This window comes from Streptomyces sp. NPDC091281, from assembly GCF_044757425.1.
In the GTDB taxonomy this organism is placed as follows: domain Bacteria; phylum Actinomycetota; class Actinomycetes; order Streptomycetales; family Streptomycetaceae; genus Streptomyces.
Genome location: NZ_JBIVUY010000003.1, coordinates 269,878 through 291,994 on the forward strand (window position 1 = coordinate 269,878; position 22,117 = coordinate 291,994).

At 75.1% G+C, this 22,117-nt stretch carries 6 protein-coding genes; 4 read left to right on the forward strand and 2 right to left on the reverse strand.

Features of this window, described 5'->3' with window-relative positions:
• The first annotated feature begins 214 nt into the window (after nt 1-214).
• The 4 genes from ACIQPQ_RS09725 (at nt 215) to ACIQPQ_RS09740 (ending at nt 5,255) form a co-directional block, all read left to right on the forward strand.
• A complete protein-coding gene (locus tag ACIQPQ_RS09725; protein ID WP_401302037.1) occupies nt 215-1,420 on the forward strand; it encodes a cytochrome P450 in 1,206 nt (401 codons plus the stop codon).
• A gap of 101 nt (nt 1,421-1,521) precedes the next feature.
• Entirely contained in the window at nt 1,522-2,751 is a 1,230-nt protein-coding gene (locus tag ACIQPQ_RS09730; RefSeq protein WP_401302040.1) for a cytochrome P450, read from the forward strand.
• Nucleotides 2,752-3,168: 417 nt separating this feature from the next.
• A complete protein-coding gene (locus tag ACIQPQ_RS09735) occupies nt 3,169-4,086 on the forward strand; it encodes an ATP-binding cassette domain-containing protein (RefSeq protein ID WP_383782283.1) in 918 nt (305 codons plus the stop codon).
• Nucleotides 4,083-5,255: an ABC transporter permease gene (locus ACIQPQ_RS09740; RefSeq protein ID WP_401302044.1), complete on the forward strand. Its 1,173-nt coding sequence runs from the start codon at nt 4,083-4,085 to the stop codon at nt 5,253-5,255. Before ACIQPQ_RS09735 ends, ACIQPQ_RS09740 begins: the two co-directional genes overlap by 4 nt.
• Nucleotides 5,256-5,591: 336 nt before the next feature.
• Here ACIQPQ_RS09740 and ACIQPQ_RS09745 read toward each other — a convergent pair whose 3' ends face one another.
• Together ACIQPQ_RS09745 and ACIQPQ_RS09750 are read right to left on the reverse strand one after the other, a co-directional pair.
• Nucleotides 5,592-6,581 carry a Gfo/Idh/MocA family protein gene (locus ACIQPQ_RS09745; protein WP_401302047.1) on the reverse strand — a complete coding sequence of 330 codons (990 nt, stop codon included), beginning with the start codon at nt 6,579-6,581 and terminating at the stop codon, nt 5,592-5,594.
• Nucleotides 6,582-6,782: 201 nt separating this feature from the next.
• Nucleotides 6,783-22,055 carry a type I polyketide synthase gene (locus ACIQPQ_RS09750; protein WP_401302049.1) on the reverse strand — a complete coding sequence of 5,091 codons (15,273 nt, stop codon included), beginning with the start codon at nt 22,053-22,055 and terminating at the stop codon, nt 6,783-6,785.
• Nucleotides 22,056-22,117: the final 62 nt, after the last annotated feature.

The window sequence follows — 22,117 nt, forward strand, 5'->3', positions numbered from 1 at the left end:
TGTTCACGGCGGCCGGACCTCGGACTCTGAAAAATCCCCTAGTTGCCCGAAGGAGCAGCCTCGCCCCGGAGGCGCGGACGTGGCCTGAACCGGCAAATCCCTAGAGTTGCGGGCGATCTGTGGCCGGATCTTCACGGCGCGTGCTGCGCTGGGGCCCGCTCCCGGCCCGCCGTGTGCGCGGCCGCTCCTACGAGGCCCTACGAGAGGGGTCCCGATGACCGCCGTGCCCGCTCCCGCCGCACCCGAGCTGTCCGCGCCGCCCGAGGTCGGGCTCGACGGCGGTGCGACGCTGCTGGCCTGGCTGCGCCGGATGCGCGACGAGCAGCCGGTGTGGCAGGACCCGCAGGGCCGCTGGCACGTGTTCCGGCACGAGGACGTACAGCGGATCACGGCCGACCCGGCGACGTTCTCCTCGGACACGGTGAGCAGACTCTCGGGCGGGGAGAGACAGCCGCCCGGCGGGACGCTGCTGCTGCTCGACCCGCCCCGGCACGGCAAGCTGCGCCGCCTGGTCAGCAAGGTGTTCACCGCGAAGATGGTGACCGAGCTGGAGCCGCGGATCACCGAGGTCGCCACCGACCTCCTGGACGGCCTGGACGGGGACCGGTTCGACCTGGTCGAGGCGTTCGCCAACCCGCTGCCGGTCATCGTGATCTCCTCCATGCTGGGGGTGCCGCCGTCCGACCGGCCCCTGTTCCAGGAGTGGGCGGACAGCCTGCTGACCGTGAACTGGGAGACGCCCGAGGGCGCCGAGGTCCTGGGCCGCACCGTGACCGAGCTGGGCGCCTATCTCCAGCAGCACGTCACCGAGCGGCGGGAGCGCGAGCACGACGACCTGATGAGCCTGCTGGTGCGGGCCGAGGTCGACGGGGAACGGCTGAACGACGAGGACGTGGTGAGTTTCGCGGCGCTGCTGCTGCTCGCCGGGCATGTCACCACGTCCGTCCTGCTGGGCAACATGCTGCTGGCGGCGGACCTGGAACCCGGCCTGCTCGGCGCGCTGCGCACCGACCGGTCGCTGATCACCCCCTTCACGGAGGAGGTGCTGCGCGCCCGGCCCCCGTTCCTGAAGGTCGAGCGGGTGCCGACCCGTGCGGTGGAGGTCGCGGGGGTGGAGGTGCCGGAGAACGCGATGATGTATCTCTGGCTGCTGTCCGCCAACCGGGACGAGCGGGTCTTCGCCGAGCCGGACCGTTTCCTGCCGGGCCGGCCCAACGCCCGTCAGATGGCGTTCGGGCACGGCATCCACTACTGCCTGGGCGCCCCGCTGGCCCGCATGGAGGGGCAGATCGCCCTGAACCTGATGCTCGACCGCTACACCGGCGTCCGGGTGGACCGCGACAGCCCGCTGTCGTACTTCGACAACCGTGTCAACGTGTTCGGGCTTCGTCGGCTGCCGCTGATCGCCGCGCGGGCGTAGCCGGGGCACCGGCGGACACCCCGCGCCGCCCGCTCCCGCCCCGGCGCGTACCCGGCCCGGCGGCGCGACCGGGCGGACGGAACCCACCAGACGGAGGACTCATGGCCTTTGAGCCGAAACCCCCTGTGATCCCCACGGATCGCACCTGCCCCTTCGACCCCGACCCCGAGTACCGCAGGCTGCGCGCGGAGGAGCCGATCAGCCCGCTGAAGTTCGACATCGCGCCCGGCCGGGACGACGGGTGGCTGGTGACACGGCACGAACACGTGCGGGCGATCATGACCGACCCGCGGTTCAGCCACCGCGCGGAACTCCTCGCGCTGGTGGCGTCACCGCCGTTCGAGGTGGAGAGCTACGACCCGCAGCCGTCGGGCCCCGGCTCGTTCGTCCGCATGGACGCCCCCGACCACACCCACTACCGGCGGCTGCTGACGGGCTTCTTCACGGTCCGCAAGATCCAGGAGTACGAGCCGACGCTCGCCGGGATCATCGACGACGTCCTGGACGAGATGGCCGAACTGGAGCCGCCCGTCGACCTGTTGCCCGCGTTCGTGCAGAAGGTCGTCTACCGGTCGGTGCACTCCGTGATGGGCGTCCCCGCGGAGGACATCGCGGAGCTGGACAAGCACTTCTCGGCGATCATGCGGATCGACTACACGCTCGACGAGTTCATCGTGCACAACACGAAGCTCAACGAGACGCTGGCGCGGGTCGTGAAGGAACTGTTCGCGAACCCCGACGACAAGCTGCTCGGCAGACTCGTGAAGACGGGCGAGCTGACCGAGGAGGAACTCACCAACGTCGCCTGGATCACCATCGGCGGCGCCCTCGACACCACCCCCAACATGCTGGGCCTCGGCACGTTCGCGCTGCTGGAGCACCCGGAGCAGCTGCGCACCATCCGCGAGCGGCCCGAGCTGATGGAGCGGGCGGTGGAGGAACTGCTGCGCTATCTGACGATCTCTCACATGGGTGCCAGCCGGGTGGCGTTGGAGGACGTGGAGGTCGGCGGGCAGAAGATCGAGGCGGGGCAGACCGTCGTGCTGTCGCTGCCCGCCGCGAACCGGGACCCCGACCAGTTCGAGGACCCGGAGACCTTCGACGTGACCCGCCCCTCGCGCCGCCACATGGCGTTCGGCTTCGGCATCCACCAGTGCCTCGGCCAGCACCTGGCGCGCGCCACCCTGCGGCTCGGCTTCCAGAAGCTGTTCGACCGGTTCCCCGACCTGCGGCTCGCGGTGGAGCCGCACGAGGTGCCGCTGCGTGACAAGGCCATGCACTACGGCGTGTACGCGCTGCCGGTGGCGTGGGGGCCGGACCCGGCCGAGTGACCGGCTTCCGGGTGACCGGATGAGGTGAGCGGAACGGCCGCGGGCCGTCCCCGACCAGGGGGCGGCCCGCGGCTTCGTGCTGCGCGCTCCGGGCCCGGCGGGGTACGGCGAGAAGCCGTCGGTGGGGGCGGGTTCGGCAGTACCGGCGATTCCCCTAGTCTTCGCCGTCCGCCGTGGCCGTCGCCCGCGGGGCTGTGCTGGGGTGGAGTCCCGTACCGCCAAGAGCGCCGTGCTCCCGTTCCCGTTCGGCCGCCGACGGCCGAAGGCGGTCGGCTGCGGGCGGCGTGCGGGGAGCTTCCCCGGGGTCCGCCCCGAACCCCCCAACCGATCACGGAGAGACGACAGTCGAGTGATGGACCTTCATGTGTTGTGCGACGGGGCCGGGTCACGGTCCCGCAGGGTCAGGGCGGCGGCCTCGTGACGGCGGCGATCGTCGCGGACGGCGTCCGTAAACGGTACGGGGACATCCAGGCGGTCGACGGGGTCTCGCTGCACATCGAGGCGGGCGAGTTCTACGGCATCCTGGGTCCCAACGGCGCGGGAAAGACGACCACCCTGGAGATCCTGGAGGGGGTGCGGGAGCCCGACGAGGGCCGGATCGAGCTGTTCGGCCACAGCCCGTGGCCCCGCAACCCCCAGCTGCTGACGCGGATCGGCGTGCAGTTCCAGGCGTCGTCGTTCCTCGACAAGCTGACGACGCGCGAGACGATCCGGCTGTTCGCGTCGTTCTACCGGGTCGGCGCCCGCCGGGCCGACGAGATGCTGGAGCGGGTCGGTCTCGCCGAGTTCGCGAAGGTGCCCGCCGACAAGCTGTCCGGCGGACAGGCGCAGCGCCTGTCCATCGCCTGCGGCCTGGTCCACGACCCGGAGATCGTGTTCCTCGACGAGCCCACCGCCGGTCTCGACCCGCAGGCCCGCCGCAATCTCTGGGACCTGCTGCGGCAGGTCAACGAGGAGGGCCGCACCGTGGTCCTCACCACGCACTACATGGACGAGGCGGAGATGCTCTGCGACCGGGTGTCGGTCATGGAGCGCGGCACCGTGCTGCGGACCGGCGCCCCGGCGGCCCTCATCCGCGAGCTGGACGACATGGTGCGGGTCAGCGTGGAGGCCGGGCTGATCGGCTCGGACGCGCTGCGCAAGCTGCTGGAGTCGGCCGGGGTGGCGGACGTCGCGGTGGAGGACGACGGCGTGTCGCTGTCGGTCGCCACCCGGACGCCGGGCCCGGTGCTGTCGGTGCTGGCCGACCAAGGCTCGCTGCGGGGCCTCGAGGTACGCGGAGCGACCCTGGAGGACGTCTTCCTCCAGCTGACCGGACGGGAGTACCGGGCGTGAGCGTCGAGGAGACCACGACGGCCACCGCGACGGTGGCGCAGGAGAAGCCCGCGGCGGCCGGCGGCGGGCGACCGGGTCGCGGGAACGACACCGGGGACGAGCGGCTGCGGCCGGTGGTGCAGCTGGCGCGCACGATGATCCTCAGCACGGTGCGCGACAAGGGGACGGTCTTCTTCCTGCTGATCTTCCCCATCCTGTTCCTGCTGCTGTTCGGCTCGCTGTTCAAGACGACCGGCACCTCGCACATCAAGGTCGTCCAGGTCGGCGAGGTGCGGGTGCTCGACGAGCTGAGCGCCGAACAGCGCGAGCAGGTCACCAAGGCCGCCACGATCACCCGCGTGGACGACGAGGAGGACGCGCTGCGGCAGGTCCGCGAGGGCGACTACGACGCGATGGTGAAGCAGGACGGCACCACGGTGGTCCTGCGCTACAGCGCCGCCGACTCGGTGAAGGGCGCCTCCGCGCGAGCCGCGCTCAACGCGGTGCTGGAGCAGGCGAACCTCGCGGCGACGGGGCGCCCGGCGACGTACGCGCTGGAGGCCCGGCAGGTCCAGGACGAGTCGGTGAAGCCGATCCAGTACCTGACGCCGGGGCTGCTGGGGTGGGCGATCGCGTCCAGCTCGGTGTTCAGCGCCGCGCTGACGCTGGTGACGATGCGCCGCCGCAAGATCCTCCAGCGGATGCGACTCTCGCCGATCCGGTCCTGGGAGGTGGTCGCGGCCCGGGTCGCGATGACGATGCTGATGGTGCTGGTCCAGACGGCACTGTTCCTGCTGGTGGCGACGCTGCCGTACTTCGGGCTCCAACTGACGGGCAACTGGTGGCTGGTGATCCCGCTCGTGATGGTCGGCACGCTGCCGCTGATGTCGCTGGGCCTGCTCATCGGGTCGGTGACACAGACGGAGGAGTCGGCGGGCGGTCTGGCGCAGCTGCTGGTGCTGCCCATGTCGTTCCTGTCGGGGTCGTTCTTCACCCTGGACGGCACGCCGGACTGGGTACAGGCCGTGTCCTACCTGATGCCGCTGCGCTATCTGGTGAAGGGCAGCGAGGAAGTACTCAGCCGGGGCGGCGGCCTCACCGACGTGCTCCCGACGATGGGCGGCATGCTGCTGTTCACGGCGGTCGTGGTGGGACTGACGCTGCGGCTGTTCAAGTGGACCGAGCGGTGACGGTGTGACCGTCGCCCCCTGAGGCGGCGGCACGAGGGAGCCGGGGGGGGCCGCCCGCGGGGGGGGCCCCCCGGGCCCCCCCCCCCCCCCCGGGGGGCGGGGGGGCCCCCCCCGGGGGGCCCCCCCCCCGGGGGGCGGGGGGGGGGGGCGCGGCCCCGGGGGGGGGGGGCCGCGGGGGCGGGGGGGGGGGGGGGGCCCCCGCCCCCCCGGGGGGGGGGGCGGGGGGGGGGGGGGGGGGCGGGGGGCGGGCGCCCCCCCCCCCCCCCCCCCGGCTCCGTCCTGTGCGCCGGGGCTCCCCCGCCGTGGCGCCCCGGCCGTGTCGTACGGGGTCCGCGGTCAGCGGCCGGTGTCGGCGGCTTGTCGTACGGCGTCGACGAGGGCGGCCTGCCGCAGGATGTCCTCGGCGGGCCCCTCGAACGCGCCGTCGGCGCCGCCGTCGAGGGCGGTGCGGGCGAAGCGGGCGATGAGCGAGGCGAACTGGTGCCCGGCGGGCAGGGTCCGCTCCTCGACGAGGTCCTGGCGGGTCAGGCGCAGCACGGGCCGCAGACCGGGCGGGGCGGTGAACGCCCGGTCCAGGGCGATGCTGCCCTCGCTGCCCCACAGGGTGGTGGCGCAGCGGTAGGCACGGTCGAAGCCGAAGGTGAGCTGCGCGGTGCGGCCGCCGGGGTCGGCGGCGAGCGCGGCGCCCGCCACGTCGACGCCGAGGGCGGGGTCGGTGCGCAGCACGGCGCCGTGCACGGCGACCCGCGGGCCGAGGTACAGGGAGGCGGCGCGCAGGGTGTAGACGCCCGCGTCGAGGAGGGCGCCGCCGCCGAGGGCCGGGTCGTGGCGGATGTCGCCGTCGGGCAGCGGCGGGAAGCCGAACTCGGCGGTGAGGTGGCGGACCTCGCCGATGGCACCCTCGTCGACGAGGGCGCGCACGGCGTCGTGCTGGCCGTGGTGGAGGAAGGCGAAGTTCTCCATCAGGAGGAGTCCGGCGGCGCGGGCGGCGGCGACCAGGTCGGCGGCGCTCTTCTCGTCGACGGCGAACGGCTTCTCGGCCAGGACGTGTTTGCCGGCCGCGAGGGCCCTGCCGACCCATTCGGGGTGCAGGGCGGGCGGCAGCGGCACGTACACGGCGTCGATGTCGTCGCGGTCCAGGAGGGCGGCGTAGCCGGTGACCGGCTCGCAGCCGAAGGCGCGGGCGACGTCCTCGGCCTTGGCGCGGCTGCGGCTGGCGACGGCGACGAGCCGTACCGAGGGGTCGGCGGCGAGCGCCGGGAGGGTGGTGCGGCGGGCGATCGCGGCACAGCCGACGACGCCGACGCGGAGGACACGGTCAGTCACGGAGCTGCTCTCTCTCGCGGCCCGCACGACGACGGTCCGTAGGGCGTGGGGCCGTGGGGCGTGGGGCCGGGTGCGTGGGGCTGGGGAGCCGACAGGGCGGAGGGTAGCGAGCGTGCGGAGGGAGGCGGGCAGGCGGGTGACCGGTCCGGGGGCGGGACAGCCGCCCCCGGACCGGTCACGTCGACCCCGCCGGTCCCCCCGTCAGGACGTGCCGGACTGGTCGCCGAACTGCTGGTCGATGAAGTCGAACAGGTCGTCGTCGCTGGCGGCGTCGAGACGGTCCTCGACGGCGGCCGTGGTGCCCGTGCCCGCCGCGCCGGACGTGGTGTCGGCGGGGAGGGCGCCGCCCGGGGCGGGCGCGGCGGAGTCAAGGGCGGTGAGCAGGCCGCGCAGCCGGTCGGCGAGCGCGGTCCGCACCGTGGCGTCGCCGGTGATCTCGGTCAACGCGCCCGCGAGCCGGTCGAGTTCGGCGAGGACGGGCTGGACGGCCGCCGCGGCGCCGGGCGCGGTCTCGGTCCGCAGGTGGCGGGCGAGTCCGAGGGGCGTCGGGTAGTCGAACAGCAGGGTGGCGGACAGCCGCAGGCCGGTGGCGGCGTTGAGGCGGTTGCGGAGTTCGACGGCGGTCAGCGAGTCGAAGCCCATCTCCAGGAAGCCGCGTTCGGGGTCGACGGCGTCGGAGGCCGCGTAGCCGAGGACGGCCGCCGCATGCTCCCGGACGACGTCGACGAGGAGTTCCAGGCGGGCGTCGGCGTCGAGTCCGGCGAGCCGGTCGCGCAGCCGTTCGGCGGGCGCGGGCCCGTCGGTGCCGCCGGCCGGGGCGGTGCGTCCGGCGGGGGCGGGCCGTACGAGGGACCGCAGCAGGGCGGGGACCTCGCCGTCGGGGGTGCGCAGGGCGGCGGTGTCGAAGCGGGCCGGTACGTAGACGGCGCGGTCGGTCCGGTCGGCGCGGTCGCCGGTGACGGCCGCGTCGAACAGGGCGAGGGCCTCCTCGGACGGCATGGGGACGACGCCGCCGCGGCTCATGCGGACCCGGTCGGCCCGGTCGAGCTTGCCGGTCATCGCGGAGCGGTCCTCCCACAGGCCCCAGGCGAGCGACCTGGCGGGCAGGCCCTGCGCGCGGCGGGACTGGGCGAGCGCGTCGAGGAAGGCGTTGGCGGCGGCGTAGTTGCCCTGTCCGGAGCCGCCGAAGACACCGGCGAGCGAGGAGTACAGGACGAAGGACCGCAGCGGGTGGGCGCGGGTGAGGTCGTGCAGGTGGATCGCGGTGTCGGCCTTCGCGGCGAGGACGGTGGCGAGGCGGTCGGGGGTGAGGGAGGCGATGACGCCGTCGTCGAGGACGCCCGCCGTGTGCACGACGGCGGTGAGCGGGCGGTCGGCGGGGACGGTCGCCAGCAGCGCGGCGAGCGCGTTCCGGTCGGAGGCGTCGCAGGCGATCAGGTCGGCGTTCGCGCCGAGCGCGGTCAGGTCGGCCAGCAGGTCGGCGGCGCCGGGGGCGTCCGGTCCGCGGCGGCCGACGAGGAGGAGGTGCCGGGCGCCGTGGCGGGCGGCGAGGTGGCGGGCGACGAGTCCGCCGAGGGTGCCGGTCGCGCCGGTGACGAGGACCGTGCCGTCGGGGTCGAGCAGCGGCTCAGGGCTGCTGTCGGGGGTGCGGGTGAGGGGCAGCCGGACCAGGCGGGCGACGCGGAGTTCGCCCTTGCGGAGGGCGGCCTGCGGTTCGTCGAGGCCCGCGGCGGCGGGCAGCGCCCGGTGGGACTCCTGGCGGCCGTCCCAGTCGAGGAGCAGGAACCGGCCGGGGTGTTCGGACTGGGCGGTGCGCACCAGGCCGCGGACGGCGGCGGCCACCGGGTCGGGGGCCCGGTCGCCGTCGTGGACGGTGACGGCGTGCCGGGTGACGAACACCAGGCGGGTGGCGGCGAACGTGTCGTCGGCGAGCCAGCCCTGGAGGAGCCGCAGGGCGTCTCCGGTGGCGGTGCGCAGGGCGGCCGGGTCGGGCAGGGCGGTCGGGTCGGCGTCCGGGCCGGGGCCGGGGACGGCGGTCAGGACGGTGGCGGGCGCCGGGGTGGTGCCGTCGGCGACGGCGCGGGCGAGGGCGTCCAGGTCGGGGTGGTGGGCGGGGGCGGTTCCGGTGGCGGTGAGGGCCGCGCCGAGGGCGGGGTCGTGGTCGCCGCCGAGGACCGCCCAGGGGCGGGCGGCGGGCCGGGGGGCGCTGCTGGGGGTGACCCAGTCGAGGGCGTGGAGGTCGCGGGCGACGGCGCGGCTGTCGCCGAGGGGTCCGGCGGGCAGCGGGCGCAGGGTGAGTCCGGTGACGGTGGCGACGGGGGTGCCGTCGGGGTCGGTGGCGCGGAGGGTGACGGTGTCGGGTCCGGCGGGGGCGAGGTGGACGTGGAGGGTGTCGGCGCCGGTGCGGTGCAGGCGTACGCCGGTCCAGGCGAACGGCATGACGGCGGTCCCGGCGGCGGCGGTGAGGCCGACGGTCTGGACGGCCGCGTCGAGGAGCGCCGGGTGCAGTCCGTAGCGGGCGGCGTCGGTGGCGGCCCGGTCGGGCAGGGCGACGCGGGCGTACACGGTGTCGCCGTGCGTCCAGGCGTCGGTGAGGCCCTGGAAGACGGGCCCGTAGGCGAAGCCTCCGGCGGCGAACCGGTCGTAGAGGCCGTCGAGGTCGGCGGCGACGGCGCCCGGGGGCGGCCACTCGGTGGGCGGCGGGGTGTCGTCGGGGGCGGTTTCGGGGGTGAGTTGTCCGACGGCGTGCCGGGTCCAGGGTTCGTCGTCGGGGGCGTCGTCGGGCCGGGAGTGCACGGTCACCGTGCGGGTGGCGTCGTCGGCGGGTTCGCCGACGGTGACCTGGAGGTGGACGGCGGTCTGCGCGGACAGGACGAGCGGGGCCTCCAGGGTGAGTTCGTCGACGGTCGCGCAGCCGACGCGGGCGGCGGCGTGCAGGGCCAGTTCGAGGAAGGCGGTGCCGGGCAGGACCGGGGTGCCGGAGACGGCGTGGTCGGCGAGCCAGGGGTGGCTGTCCAGGGAGAGGCGGCCGGTGAGGAGGTGGCCGTCGCCCCCGGCGAGCGCGGTGCCCGCGGCGAGCAGCGGGTGCTGGTCGGCGGCGAGTCCGGCGGCGGCGAGGTCGGGCTCGCCGGGCGCGGCGTCGAGCCAGTACCGGGCGCGCTGGAAGGCGTACGTGGGCAGCTCGGTGCGGCGGGCGGGCGGTCCGGCGAGGGTGCGGGCCCAGTCGGGTCCGGCGCCGTGGACGTGGAGGGTGGCGAGGGCGGTGGTGAGGGCGGTGTCCTCGGGCCGGTCGCGGCGCAGCAGCGGTACGGCGACGGCGCCCGCCGGGTCGGCGAGGCAGTCGCGGGTGAGGGCGGTGAGGACGCCGTCGGGGCCGAGTTCGAGGTAGGCGGTGACGCCCTGGGTCTCCAGGGTGGTGACGGCGTCGGCCCAGCGGACGGTGGAGCGCACGTGCCGCACCCAGTAGGCGGCGCCCTCCAGTTGTCCGGCGTCGGCGATCTCGCCGGTGAGGTCGCACACGACGGGCAGGGCGGGCGTGGCGTAGGTGAGGCCGTCCGCGACGGCGGCGAAGGCGTCGAGCATGGGTTCCATGCGGGGTGAGTGGAAGGCGTGCGACACGGTGAGGCGCTTGACCCGCAGCCCCGACTCCCGCCAGACGGCGGCGAGTTCGTCTACGGCGTCCGTGTCGCCGGAGACGACGACGGAGCGCGGGCCGTTGACGGCGGCGAGGGAGACGCGGTCCGGGTGGGCGGCGAGGGCGTCGGTGACGTCGGTCTCGCTCGCCTCGACGGCCAGCATGGCGCCCCCGGCGGGGAGTTCCTGCATGAGGCGGCCGCGCGCGGCGACCAGGCGGCAGGCGTCGGTGAGGTCGAGGACCCCGGCGACGTGGGCTGCGGCGATCTCGCCGACGGAGTGGCCGAGGACGACGTCGGGGCGCAGTCCCTGGTGTTCGAGGAGCCGGAACTGGGCGACCTGGAGGGCGAACAGGGCGGCCTGGGTGTAGCGGGTGCGGTCGAGCAGTTCGGCGTCCGGGGTGTCGGCGGCGGCGAACATCACGTCGCGCAGGGGCCGTTCGAGGTCGGGGTCGAGTTCGGCGCAGACGGCGTCGAGGGCGTCGGCGAACACCGGGTGCGCGGCGTACAGGTCGCGTCCGGTGCCGGGGCGCTGACTGCCCTGTCCGCTGAAGAGGAACGCGGTGCGGGCGCCGCGGCGGCGGGCGCCGAGGACCAGTCCGGCGGCCTCGCGACCGTCGGCGAGGGCCTGGACGGCGGCGACGAGTTCGGCGCGGTCACGGCCGACGGCGGCGGCCCGGTGGTCGAACACGGCCCGTCCGACGGCGAGTTGCCGGGCGAGATCGCCGACCGCGATCGGGGCGCCGTCCCCGGCGGCCTCGCCGTCGATGACGTCGGTGGCGTCAATGACGGCGGTGGCGTCGGTGGCCTCCAGGTGGGCGAGGAGGCGGGCGGCCTGGGCGCGCAGCGCCTCGGGGCTCCGCGCGGACAGCAGCCAGGGAACGACGGTCCCGGACCCGGCCGTACCGGACCCGGCGGTGCCGGGCTCGGGGGTGGCGGCCGGTTGCGTGGCCGTGTCGGCGAGCGCCTGTTCCAGCAGGACGTGGGCGTTGGTGCCGCTGATGCCGAAGGCGGAGACACCGGCCCGGCGCGGGCGGCCGTGGTCGGGCCACGCGGCGGCCTCGGTGAGGAGGGCGACGGCGCCCTCGGTCCAGTCGATCCGGGTGGACGGCCGTCCGGCGTGGAGGGTGCGGGGCAGCAGCCCGTGGCGCAGGGCGAGGACCATCTTGATGACCCCGCCGACTCCGGCGGCGGCCTGGGTGTGGCCGATGTTGGACTTGAGGGCGCCGACCAGGAGCGGACGGTCGGCGGGCCGGTCCTGTCCGTAGGTCGCCATCAGGGCCTGGGCCTCGATGGGGTCGCCGAGGAGGGTGCCGGTGCCGTGGGCCTCGACGGCGTCGACGTCGGCCGGGGTGAGCCGGGCGGCGGCGAGGGCCTGCCGGATGACGCGCTGCTGGGCGGGACCGCTGGGCGCGGTGAGGCCGTTGCTGGCGCCGTCCTGGTTGACGGCGGACCCGGCGAGGACGGCGAGGACGGGGTGCCCGTTGCGGCGGGCGTCGGAGAGCCGTTCCAGGAGCAGGACGCCGACGCCCTCGGCCCAGCCCGCGCCGTCGGCTTCGTCGGAGAACGCCTTGCAGCGGCCGTCGGGGGCGAGCGCACGCTGCCTGCTGAACTCGACGAACGTGTCGAGGGTGGAGATGACGGTGACACCGCCCGCCAGGGCGAGGCTGCACTCGCCGGTGCGCAGCGCCTGCGCGGCCATGTGCAGGGCGACGAGGGAGGAGGAGCAGGCGGTGTCGACGGTGACGGCCGGTCCCTCTAGGCCGAAGGTGTAGGAGATCCGCCCGGAGGCGACGCTTCCGGCGCTGCCGGTGGCGAGGTAGCCCTCGAAGTCCTTCGGGGCGTGCTGCACGCGGGCGCCGTAGTCGTGGTAGTTGGAGCCGACGAAGACGCCGGTACGGCTGCCGCGCAGTGCGGCGGGGTCGATCCCGGCGCGCTCGATCGCCTCCCACGACGTCTCCAGCAGGAGGCGCTGCTGGGGGTCGACGGCGAGGGCCTCGCGGGGGCTCATGCCGAAGAACTCGGGGTCGAAGTGGTGGGCGTCGTACAGGAATCCGCCGCCGCGGGCGTAGAAGGTGCCGGGCTTGTCGGGGTCGGGGTCATAGGCGCCCTTGAGGTCCCAGCCGCGGTCGTCGGGGAACGCGGCGATCGCGTCGCCGCCGTCGGCGAGGAGCCGCCACAGGGCGTCGGGGCTGTCCACGCCGCCCGGGTAGCGGCAGCCCATGGAGACGATGACGACGGGGTCGTCGTCGGCCGCGGCGGACGGCGCGGGCAGCGGGGCGTCGGCGGCCGGTTCGGCGGTGGTGCCGAACAGTTCGCGCTCCAGGTGGGTGGTGAGGGCGAGGGCGGTGGGGTGGTCGAAGACCAGGGTGACGGGGAGCCGGAGCCCGGTGGCCTCGGCGACGGTGTTGCGCAGGGCGACCGCGGTCAGCGAGTCGAAGCCGAGGTCGCGGAAGGCGCGTTCCTCGTCGATGTCGTCGGCGGCGGCGTAACCGAGCGCGGCTGCGGCCCACTTGCGGACGACGGTGAGGAGTTCACGGTGCCGCTCGTCGGCGGGCAGGGCCGCCAGCCGGGCGGTGAGGGCGTTGCCCGTGACGTCCGTCTCGGCGGGCGCGGCGGTCCGCGCGCCCCGCACCTCGGGGAGGTCGGCGAGGACGCGGGGCGCGGTGGCGGAGTGCGCGAACGCGTAGGTCTCCCACCGGACATCGGCGATCGCGACGACCGGTTCGTCTCCGTTCACGGCCTGCTGAAGGGCCGTCAGGGCGTGCTCGGGGTCCATCGGGGGCATGCCGCCGCGGGCGAGGCGTGTGCCGGTCTCGCCGGAGGCGAGGCCGCCGCCGCCCCACGCGCCCCAGGCGAGGGAGGTGGCGGGCAGTCCGTCGGCGTGCCGCTGCCGGGCGAGGGCGTCGAGGTAGGCGTTGGCGGCGGAATAGCTGGCCTGCCCGGGTCCGCCGAGGGTCCCGGCGAGGGAGGAGAACAGCACGAACGCGGAGAGGTCCAGATCCTTGGTGAGGTCGTGGAGGTGGCGGGCGGCGGCCGTCTTGGGCCGCAGCACGGTCTCGGCGCGGGCGGGGGTGAGGGTGTCGAGGACGCCGTCGTCGAGGACACCGGCCGCGTGGACGACGGCGGTCAGCGGCGCGTCCTCGGGCACACCGGCCAGCAACGCGGCGAGTGCGTCACGGTCGGCGGCGTCGCAGGCGGCGAGGGTGACGCGGGCGCCGAGGGCACGGAGTTCGGCGGCGAGTTCGGTCGCGCCGGGCGCGTCGGCGCCGCGGCGGCCGACGAGCAGCAAGTGCTCGGCGCCGCTCGCGGCGAGCCGCCGGGCGACCTGGGCGCCGACGCCGCCGGTGCCGCCGGTCACGAGAACCGTCCCGGTGGGTGTCCAGGCGGTTGCCGCGCCGGTCCGTCCCGTGTCCTCGCCGAGGGTGGCGCGGACCAGCCGCCGGGTGAAGATCCCGGAGGCGCGGACGGCGACCTGGTCCTCGCCGACGGCCCCGGACAGGACGGTCACCAGGCGGGCGAGGGCGCGGTCGTCGGGCTCGGCGGGCAGGTCGACCAGCCCGCCGAAGCGCTGCGGATACTCCAGTGCCGCGATCCGGCCGAGCCCCCAGGTCTGCGCCTGGACGGGCGCGGCGAGCCGGTCGGAGCGCCCGGTGGACACGGCCCCGCTGGTGGCGAGCCACAGCGGCGCGCCGATCCCGGCGTCCCCGAGGGCCTGCACCAGCGCGGTGGTGAGCACGAACCCGTGGTCGAGGGGACTGCCCGACGCGTACGGCGACTCGTCGGTCGCGAGCAGCGACAGCACCCCGGCCAGCGGCGCCGTACCACCCTCCGCCGCACCGCCGTCCGCCGCAGCGCCGTCCCTCGGAGCGCCATTCACCGCGCCGCCGATCAGCTCGGCGAGCCGGGCCCGGTCGATGCCGGGGGCGATCCGTACGGTGGTCACGGCCGCGCCGTGGGCGGCGAGCCCGTCGGTGACGGCGCGGACCAGCCCGCTCTCCCCCTCAGGCACGACGAGCAGCCAGTGCCCGTCGAACGTCCCGGCCACGGCGTCACGGCCGACCGGCCGCCACACGACCCGGTAGCGCCAGCCGTCGACGGCCGACTGCGCGACCCGTCCCCGGCGCCAGTCGGACAGCACCGGCAGCGCGTCGGCGAGCACGTCGCCGCCCTCCGCCAGTCCGAGCGTGTCCGCGACGGCCTCCAGGTCCTCCCGCTCCACGGCCTCCCAGAACCGGGCGTCCACGGCCGACCGCGCCGACTCCCCCGTCACCGCGAGCGCCGGAACGGTCCGCTCCAGCCAGTACCGCCGCCGCTGGAAGGCATACGTGGGAAGCGCCACGGCGGTCACCTCGCGCCCGGCGAGGACGGCCGTCCAGTCGACGCCGATCCCCCGCACCCACGCCTCGGAGAGGGAGGTGAGGAAGCGGGTCGCGCCGCCTTCGTTGCGGCGCAGGCTGCCGACGACGACGGCGTCCGGGGCAGCCTCCTGGACCGCCATGCCCAGCACCGGGTGCGAACTGACCTCGACGAAGGCGCCATAGCCCTGCGCGGCCAGACCCTCCACCGCCTCCCCGAAACGGACCCGCTGCCGGAGGTTGCGGTACCAATAACCGCCGTCCAACTCAGCGGTGTCGATGACGCGCGCCTCGTTGGTCGAGAAGAACGGCACCTGACCCGACTGCGGGACCACAGGCGCCAGAACGTCGGCGAGTTCGTCCTCGATGGCCTCGACGTGCCAGGTGTGTGAGGCGTAGTCCACCGGGACACGGCGGGCCCGGATCTCCTCCGCCTCACAGTGCGCCACCAGTTCATCCAACGCGTCCGCGTCACCGGCCACCACGACCGAACCCGGACCGTTCACCGCCGCGACGTCGATACGACCGGCCCAACCCGCCAGCAACTCCTCAACCGCCCCCAGAGACAGCGGAAGCGAGACCATGCCGCCACGCCCGGCGATGGCACGGATCGCCTTCGACCGCAGCGCGACGACCCGCGCACCGTCCTCCAGAGACAGACCATCCGCCACCACAGCGGCGGCGATCTCCCCCTGCGAGTGACCGACGACCACCGACGGCTCGACCCCGCTCGCCCGCCACACGGCAGCCAGCGACACCATCACCGCCCACGACACCGGCTGCACCACATCCACGTCCACCAACTCGCGCCCCTCGCGCACGACTTCCGCCAGGGACCAGTCCGTGAACGGCGCCAGCGCCTCCCCGCACGCCTCCATAGAGGCGGCGAAGACAGGCGAGGCGTCCCACAGCTCCGCCCCCATGCCCGCCCATTGGGCGCCCTGGCCGGGGAACACGAAGGCGACCCGGTCGGTCGCGCCCGTCACGGCTCCGCGCACGACACCGGCGCCGGTCACGGCGTCGGCGGACGCCAACTCCGCTAGACCGTGACGCAGTTCGTCGGTTCCGTCGCCGAGGACGACCGCGCGGTTCTCGAACGCCGTGCGGGTCGCGGCGAGGGACCACGCCACGTCAGCCGGGGGCGCGTCCACCGACAGCAGGCGGGCCGCCTGTCCGGCGAGGCCGTCGGCGCCCCGGCCGGAGAGCGGCCAGGGGACGACGGTGGCCGGGGCGAACACCGGGGCCCGGTCGTCACGGGTCGGGGCCGGGGCCTCAGGGTCGGGTTCGGGGGCTTCTTCCAGGACGACGTGGGCGTTGGTGCCGCTGACGCCGAAGGAGGAGACGCCCGCGCGGCGGGTGCGGTGCGCGTCGTGCGGCCAGTCGACGGCGTCGGTGAGGAGGGAGACCGCGCCGGACGACCAGTCGACGTGCGGGGTGGGTTCGTCCACGTGCAGGGTGCGGGGCAGCACGCCGTGCCGCATGGCGAGGACCATCTTGATCACACCGGCGACGCCCGCGGCGGCCTGGGCGTGGCCGATGTTGGACTTCAACGAGCCGAGCCACAGCGGGCTTCGGGCGTCGCGGCCCTGGCCGTAGGTGGCGAGGAGGGCCTGTGCCTCGATGGGGTCGCCGAGGGTGGTGCCGGTGCCGTGGGCCTCGACGGCGTCGACGTCGGCGGTGGTGAGTCCGGCGGTCGCGAGCGCGGCCCGGATGACCTGCTGCTGGGCGGGGCCGCTGGGGGCGCTGAGGCCGTTGCTGGCGCCGTCCTGGTTGAGGGCGGTGGCGCGGACGACGGCGAGGACGGGGTGGCCGTTGCGGCGGGCGTCGGACAGGCGCTCCAGAAGGAGCATGCCGGCACCCTCGGCGAGGCCCATGCCGTCGGCGGCCTTGGCGAAGGCCTTGGAGCGGCCGTCCTGGGCGACACCGCGGGTGCGGGCGAAGCCGATGAAGCCGATGGGTTCGACCATGACGGCGACGCCGCCCGCGAGGGCCATGGAGCACTCGCCGGAGCGCAGTGCCTGGACGGCCATGTGGAGGGCGACGAGGGAGGAGGAGCAGGCGGTGTCGATGGTGACGGCGCTGCCCTCCAGTCCGAGGGTGTAGGCGATGCGGCCGGACAGGACGCTGGTGGCGCTGCCGGTGACGATGTGGCCCTCGACGCCCTCGGGGAGGTTGTCGAGGCCGCCGAAGCCCTGGTTGGCGGCGCCGACGAACACGCCGACGGGGGTGCCGCGCAAGGCGTCGGGGACGAGTCCGGCGCGTTCCACGACCTCCCAGGAGGTTTCCAGCAGCAGGCGCTGCTGGGGGTCCATGGCGACGGCCTCGCGGGGGGAGATGCCGAAGAAGGCGGGGTCGAAGTGGCCCGCGTCGTGGACGAAGCCGCCTTCGCGGGCGTAGCAGGTGCCTTCGCGGTCGGGGTCGGGGTCGTAGAGGGCGTCGAGGTCCCAGGCGCGGTCGTCGGGGAAGGCGTCGATGACGTCGCGGCCCTCGGCGAGGATCTCCCAGAGCCGTTCGGGGGTGTCGGCGCCGCCGGGGTAGCGGCAGGCCATGGAGACGATCACGATCGGGTCGTCGTCCTCGGCGGGCCGTACGGGCGTGGCGGCCGGGACCGGCTGGGGAGCGGCGGGGGCGCCGACGAGTTCCTCGCGGACGTGGCGGGCGAGGGCGGTGACGGTGGGCCGGTCGAAGATGACGGTGACCGGGAGGCGCAGTCCGGTGGCGGTGTTGAGGCGGTTGCGGAGTTCGACGGAGGTGAGGGAGTCGAAGCCGAGTTCGCGGAAGGCGCGGCCGGTCTCGACCTCGCCGGGGGTGCTGTGGCCGAGGACGGCGGCGACCTGGCCGCGGACGAGGTCGAGGACGGCCTGGTCCTGGTCGTCGGCGCTCAGGCCGCGCAGCCGGGTGAGCAGGCCGGAGGTCTCCTCGTCGGCGAGGTCGCGGCGGTCGCGGTCCTCCTCGGCGCGCAGCAGGGCGGCCACCTCGGGGACCTCGCCGAGGAGGGGGCGGGGCCGGGCGGCGGTGAAGACGGGGACGAAGCGTTCCCAGTCGATGTCGGCGACGGCGACGAAGCACTCGTCGCGGTCGAGTACCTGCTGCATGCCGCGGACGGCGAGGGCGGGCTCCATGAACGGGATGCCGCGCCAGCGGAGTTGTTCCTGGACGACTTCGAGGGCCATGCCGCCGCCCTCGTCGCTCCAGATGCCCCAGGCGATGGAGGTGCCGGCCAGTCCGCGGCCCCGGCGGTGTTCGGCGACGGCGTCGGCGTAGGCGTTGGACGCGGCGTAGGCGCCGTGGTCGCCGCTGCCCCAGACCCCGGCGACGGAGGAGAAGACGAGGAACGCGTCGAGGCGGTCGTCGGAGAAGAGCGCGTCGAGGTGGGCGACGCCGGACTGCTTGGCCTCGGCTCCGTCGGCGAACTCCTGGAGGGTGGTGGTGGCGAGCGGGATGAGGATGCCGACGCCCGCGGTGTGGACGACGGTGCGGATCGGCGGGCCGTCGGCCTCGACGCGTGCGACGAGGGCGGCGAGGGCGTCCCGGTCGGCGATGTCGCAGGCGGCGACGGTGACGCGGGCGCCGAGGCCGCGGAGTTCGGCGGTCAGCTCGTCGGCGCCGGGGGCGTCCGGGCCGCGGCGGCTGACGAGGACGAGGTGCTCGGTGCCGGTGCGGGCGAGCCAGCGGGCGGTGTGTCCGCCGAGGCCGCCGGTGCCGCCGGTGATCAGGGCGGTGCCGCGGGAGGTCCAGGCGCGGTCGGGGGTGTCGGCCGGGCCGGTGGGGGTGCGGACGAGGCGGCGCAGGAGGGTGCCGGTGCGGCGGACGGCGACCTGGTCCTCGCCGCCGGTGCCCGCGAGGACGGCGCAGAGCCGGTCGGCGGTGCGTTCGTCGGGGGTATCGGGCAGGTCGACCAGGCCGCCCCAGAACTCGGGGTGTTCCAGTGCGGCGACCCGGCCCATGCCCCAGGTGCCGTTCTGGACGGGGTTGCGCAGCGGGTCGGTGTCCCCGGTGGTGACGGCTCCGCTGGTGGCGAGCCAGAGGGGGGCGCGCAGGCCGGTGTCCACGCAGGCCTGGACGAGGGCCAGTCCGGCGACGAGTCCGGCGGCGAGGCCGGGCTGTCCGGGGTGGGGGTGCTCGTCGAGGGCGAGGAGGGAGAGGACGCCGCTGAAGCCGCCTCCGGTGCCCTCGCTCGCGCCGTCCGTGGCGGTGCCGTCTCCCCCGGTGGCGTTCGCGGCCGTTCCGGTGGCGCTGTGTTCCGCCGTACCGGTGATCAGGGCGGCCATGCGGGCGCGGTCGATGTCGGTGGTGTCGACGAAGAGCGGTACGGGCCGGGCGCCGTGGGCGGCGAGCCCGTCGAGGCAGGCGGCGACCAGGGGGGTTCCGGCGTGACCGGCGGGGACGACGACGAGCCAGGGCCCGTCCAGGGACCGGGCGGCGGCCGGGGTGTCGGGGGTGGGCCGCCAGGCGAGCCGGTAGCGCCAGGAGTCGAGCGTGGTGGCGGCCCGTCGGCCGCGCCGCCAGGCGGACAGCACGGGCAGCGCCTGGGCGAGCGCTTCCTGCCCGTCCTCCCCCGCGCCGTCGAGCGCGCCGGTCAGCGCGTCGAGGTCCTGCTCCTCCACGGCCGCCCAGAACTCGGCGTCGACCGGGTCCCCGCCCTCCGCCGCACCCGCTCCGGGCTGCGGCGCCGCGGTGTCGAACCAGTAGGCGCGGTCCTGGAAGGCGTACGTCGGCAGCGGCACCGCGACGGCGTCCCGCCCGGCGAGGACGGCCTTCCAGTCGACGCCGATCCCCCGCACCCACGCCTCCGCGAGGGAGGTGAGGAAGCGGGTGGCACCCCCTTCGTTACGGCGCAGACTGCCGACGACGACGGCGTCCGGAGCGGCCTCCTGCACCGCCATGCCCAGCACCGGGTGCGAACTGACCTCCACGAAGGCGCCGTAGCCCTCCTCGGCCAGGCCTTGCACGGCGTCCGCGAAACGGACCCGCTGCCGGAGGTTGCGGTACCAGTAACCGGCGTCCAGCTCCGCCGTGTCGATGACGCGTGCCTCGGTGGTGGAGAAGAACGGGACCTCGCTGGAACGGGGGGCCACCGGGGCGAGGACGTCCGCGAGTTCGTCCTCGATGGCCTCGACGTGCCAGGTGTGCGAGGCGTAGTCCACCGGGATGCGGCGGGCCCGGATGTCCTCGGTCTCGCAGTGCGTGACGAGTTCGTCCAAAGCGTCAGCGTCGCCCGCAACGACGACCGAACCCGGGCCGTTGACGGCCGCGATGTCGATCCGCCCGGCCCAACCGGTCAGCAACTCCTCAACTGCCGCCAGGGGCAGCGGAAGAGAGACCATGCCCCCGCGCCCGGCAATGGCACGGATCGCCTTCGACCGCAGCGCGACGACCCGCGCACCGTCCTCCAGAGACAGACCACCCGCCACCACGGCGGCGGCTATCTCCCCTTGGGAGTGGCCGACGACCACGGACGGCTCGACCCCACTCGCCCGCCAGACGGCGGCCAGGGACACCATCACCGCCCAGGAGACGGGCTGCACCACATCCACGTCCACCAACTCGCCGCCGCCACGGACGACTTCGGCGAGGGACCAGTCCGTGAACGGTGCCAGCGCCTCCCCGCACGCCTCCATCGAAGCGGCGAAGACAGGCGACGCGTCCCACAACTCCCGTCCCATACCGGCCCACTGGGCGCCCTGGCCCGGGAAGACGAACGCGGTGCCGTCGGGGGCGATGTCGAAGCCGCCGGTGATGAGGGCGGGGTCTGCGGTGCCGGAGGTGAGGGCGGTGGCGGTGCGGGTGAGGTCGTCGTGGCCGGTGCCGAGGACGACGGCGCGGTTCTCGAATGCGGCGCGGGTCGCGGCCAGGGACCAGGCGAGGTCCTGGGGCCGGGTGCGGTCACCGGCCGTACCGGCGTACGCGGCGAGGCGCGCGGCCTGTCCGGCGAGGCCGTCTATGCCCCGGCCGGAGAGCACGAAGGGCAGGGTGGCACCGTCGGCGAAGACGGGGAGGGCGGCCTGTGAGCCGTCGGGGGCGGGCGCGGCGGCCTCGGTGTCCGGTTCGGCGTCGGGGTCGCTGTCCGGGAGGGTGTCGGCGGGCGGCGCCTGTTCGAGGACGATGTGGGCGTTGGTGCCGCTGCCGCCGAAGGAGGAGACGCCCGCGCGGCGCGGGCGGCCGGTCTCGGGCCAGTCGCGGTTCTCCGTGAGGAGTTCGACCGCGCCGGAGGACCAGTCGACGTGCGGGGTCGGCTCGTCGAGGTGGAGCAGCTTGGGGAGGACGCCGTGGCGCAGGGCGAGGACCATCTTGATGACCCCGGCGACACCGGAACTGGCCTGGAGGTGGCCGATGTTGGACTTGACGGAGCCGAGCCACAGCGGGGTGTCGATGTCGCGGTCCTTGCCGTAGGTGGCGAGGAGGGCCTGCGCCTCGATGGGGTCGCCGAGGGTCGTGCCCGTGCCGTGGGCCTCGACGGCGTCGACCAGGTCGGGGGTGAGGCGGGCGTTGGCGAGGGCGGCGCGGATGACGCGTTCCTGGGAGGGGCCGTTGGGGGCGGTGAGGCCGTTGCTCGCGCCGTCCTGGTTGACGGCGGAGCCCCGGATGACGGCGAGGACGGGGTGGCCGTTGCGGCGGGCGTCGGAGAGGCGCTCCAGGAGCAGGACGCCGACGCCCTCGCCCCAGCCGGTGCCGTCGGCGCCCGCCGCGAAGGGCTTGCAGCGGCCGTCGGGGGCGAGGCCCCGCTGCCGGGAGAACTCCACGAAGTTGCGCGGGGTGGCCATCACGGTGGCACCGGCGGCGAGGGCGAGACCGCACTCGTCCTGGCGGAGGGCCTGGACGGCGAGGTGGAGCGCGACCAGCGAGGACGAGCACATGGTGTCGACGGTGACGGCGGGGCCCTCGAAGCCGAGGGTGTAGGCGATGCGGCCGGAGAGGACGGCGCCGGAGCCGCCGGTCAGCATGTGGCCCTCGACGCGGTCGGGCGCGGCGGCGGCCGCGGCGCCGTAGCCCTGGTCGCTGCTGCCGACGAAGACGCCCGCCTTGGCGCCGCGCAGGGTGCCGGGGTCGATCCCTGCGCGTTCCAGGGCCTCCCAGGAGGCGGTCAGCAGCAGCCGCTGCTGCGGGTCCATGACGGCGGCCTCGCGCGGGGAGATGCCGAAGAAGGCGGGGTCGAACTCGGCGGCGTCGTACAGGAACGAGCCCGAGCGGGTGTAGCTGGTGCCCTGGTGCTCGGGGTCGGGGTGGTAGAGGGTGTCGACGTTCCAGCCGCGGTCCGGGGGGAGTTCGGAGACGGTGTCGGCGCCCGCCTCCAGGAGGTTCCAGAAGTCCTCCGGGGTGCGGGCGTTGCCGGGCAGGCGGCAGCTCATCGAGACGATGGCGACGGGTTCCTGGCGGCGGGCCTCGACCTCCTGGAGGCGTCGCCGGGTCTGCCGCAGGTCGGTGGTGACCAGCTTCAGGAAGTCGCGGAGCTTGTCCTCGTTGGCGTTGGCCATGAACGTCATCAGTCCCTAGAGCAGGCCGGCCCGGAGGCGCGGAGTCACCCGTACGGCGTGGGCGACGGGCG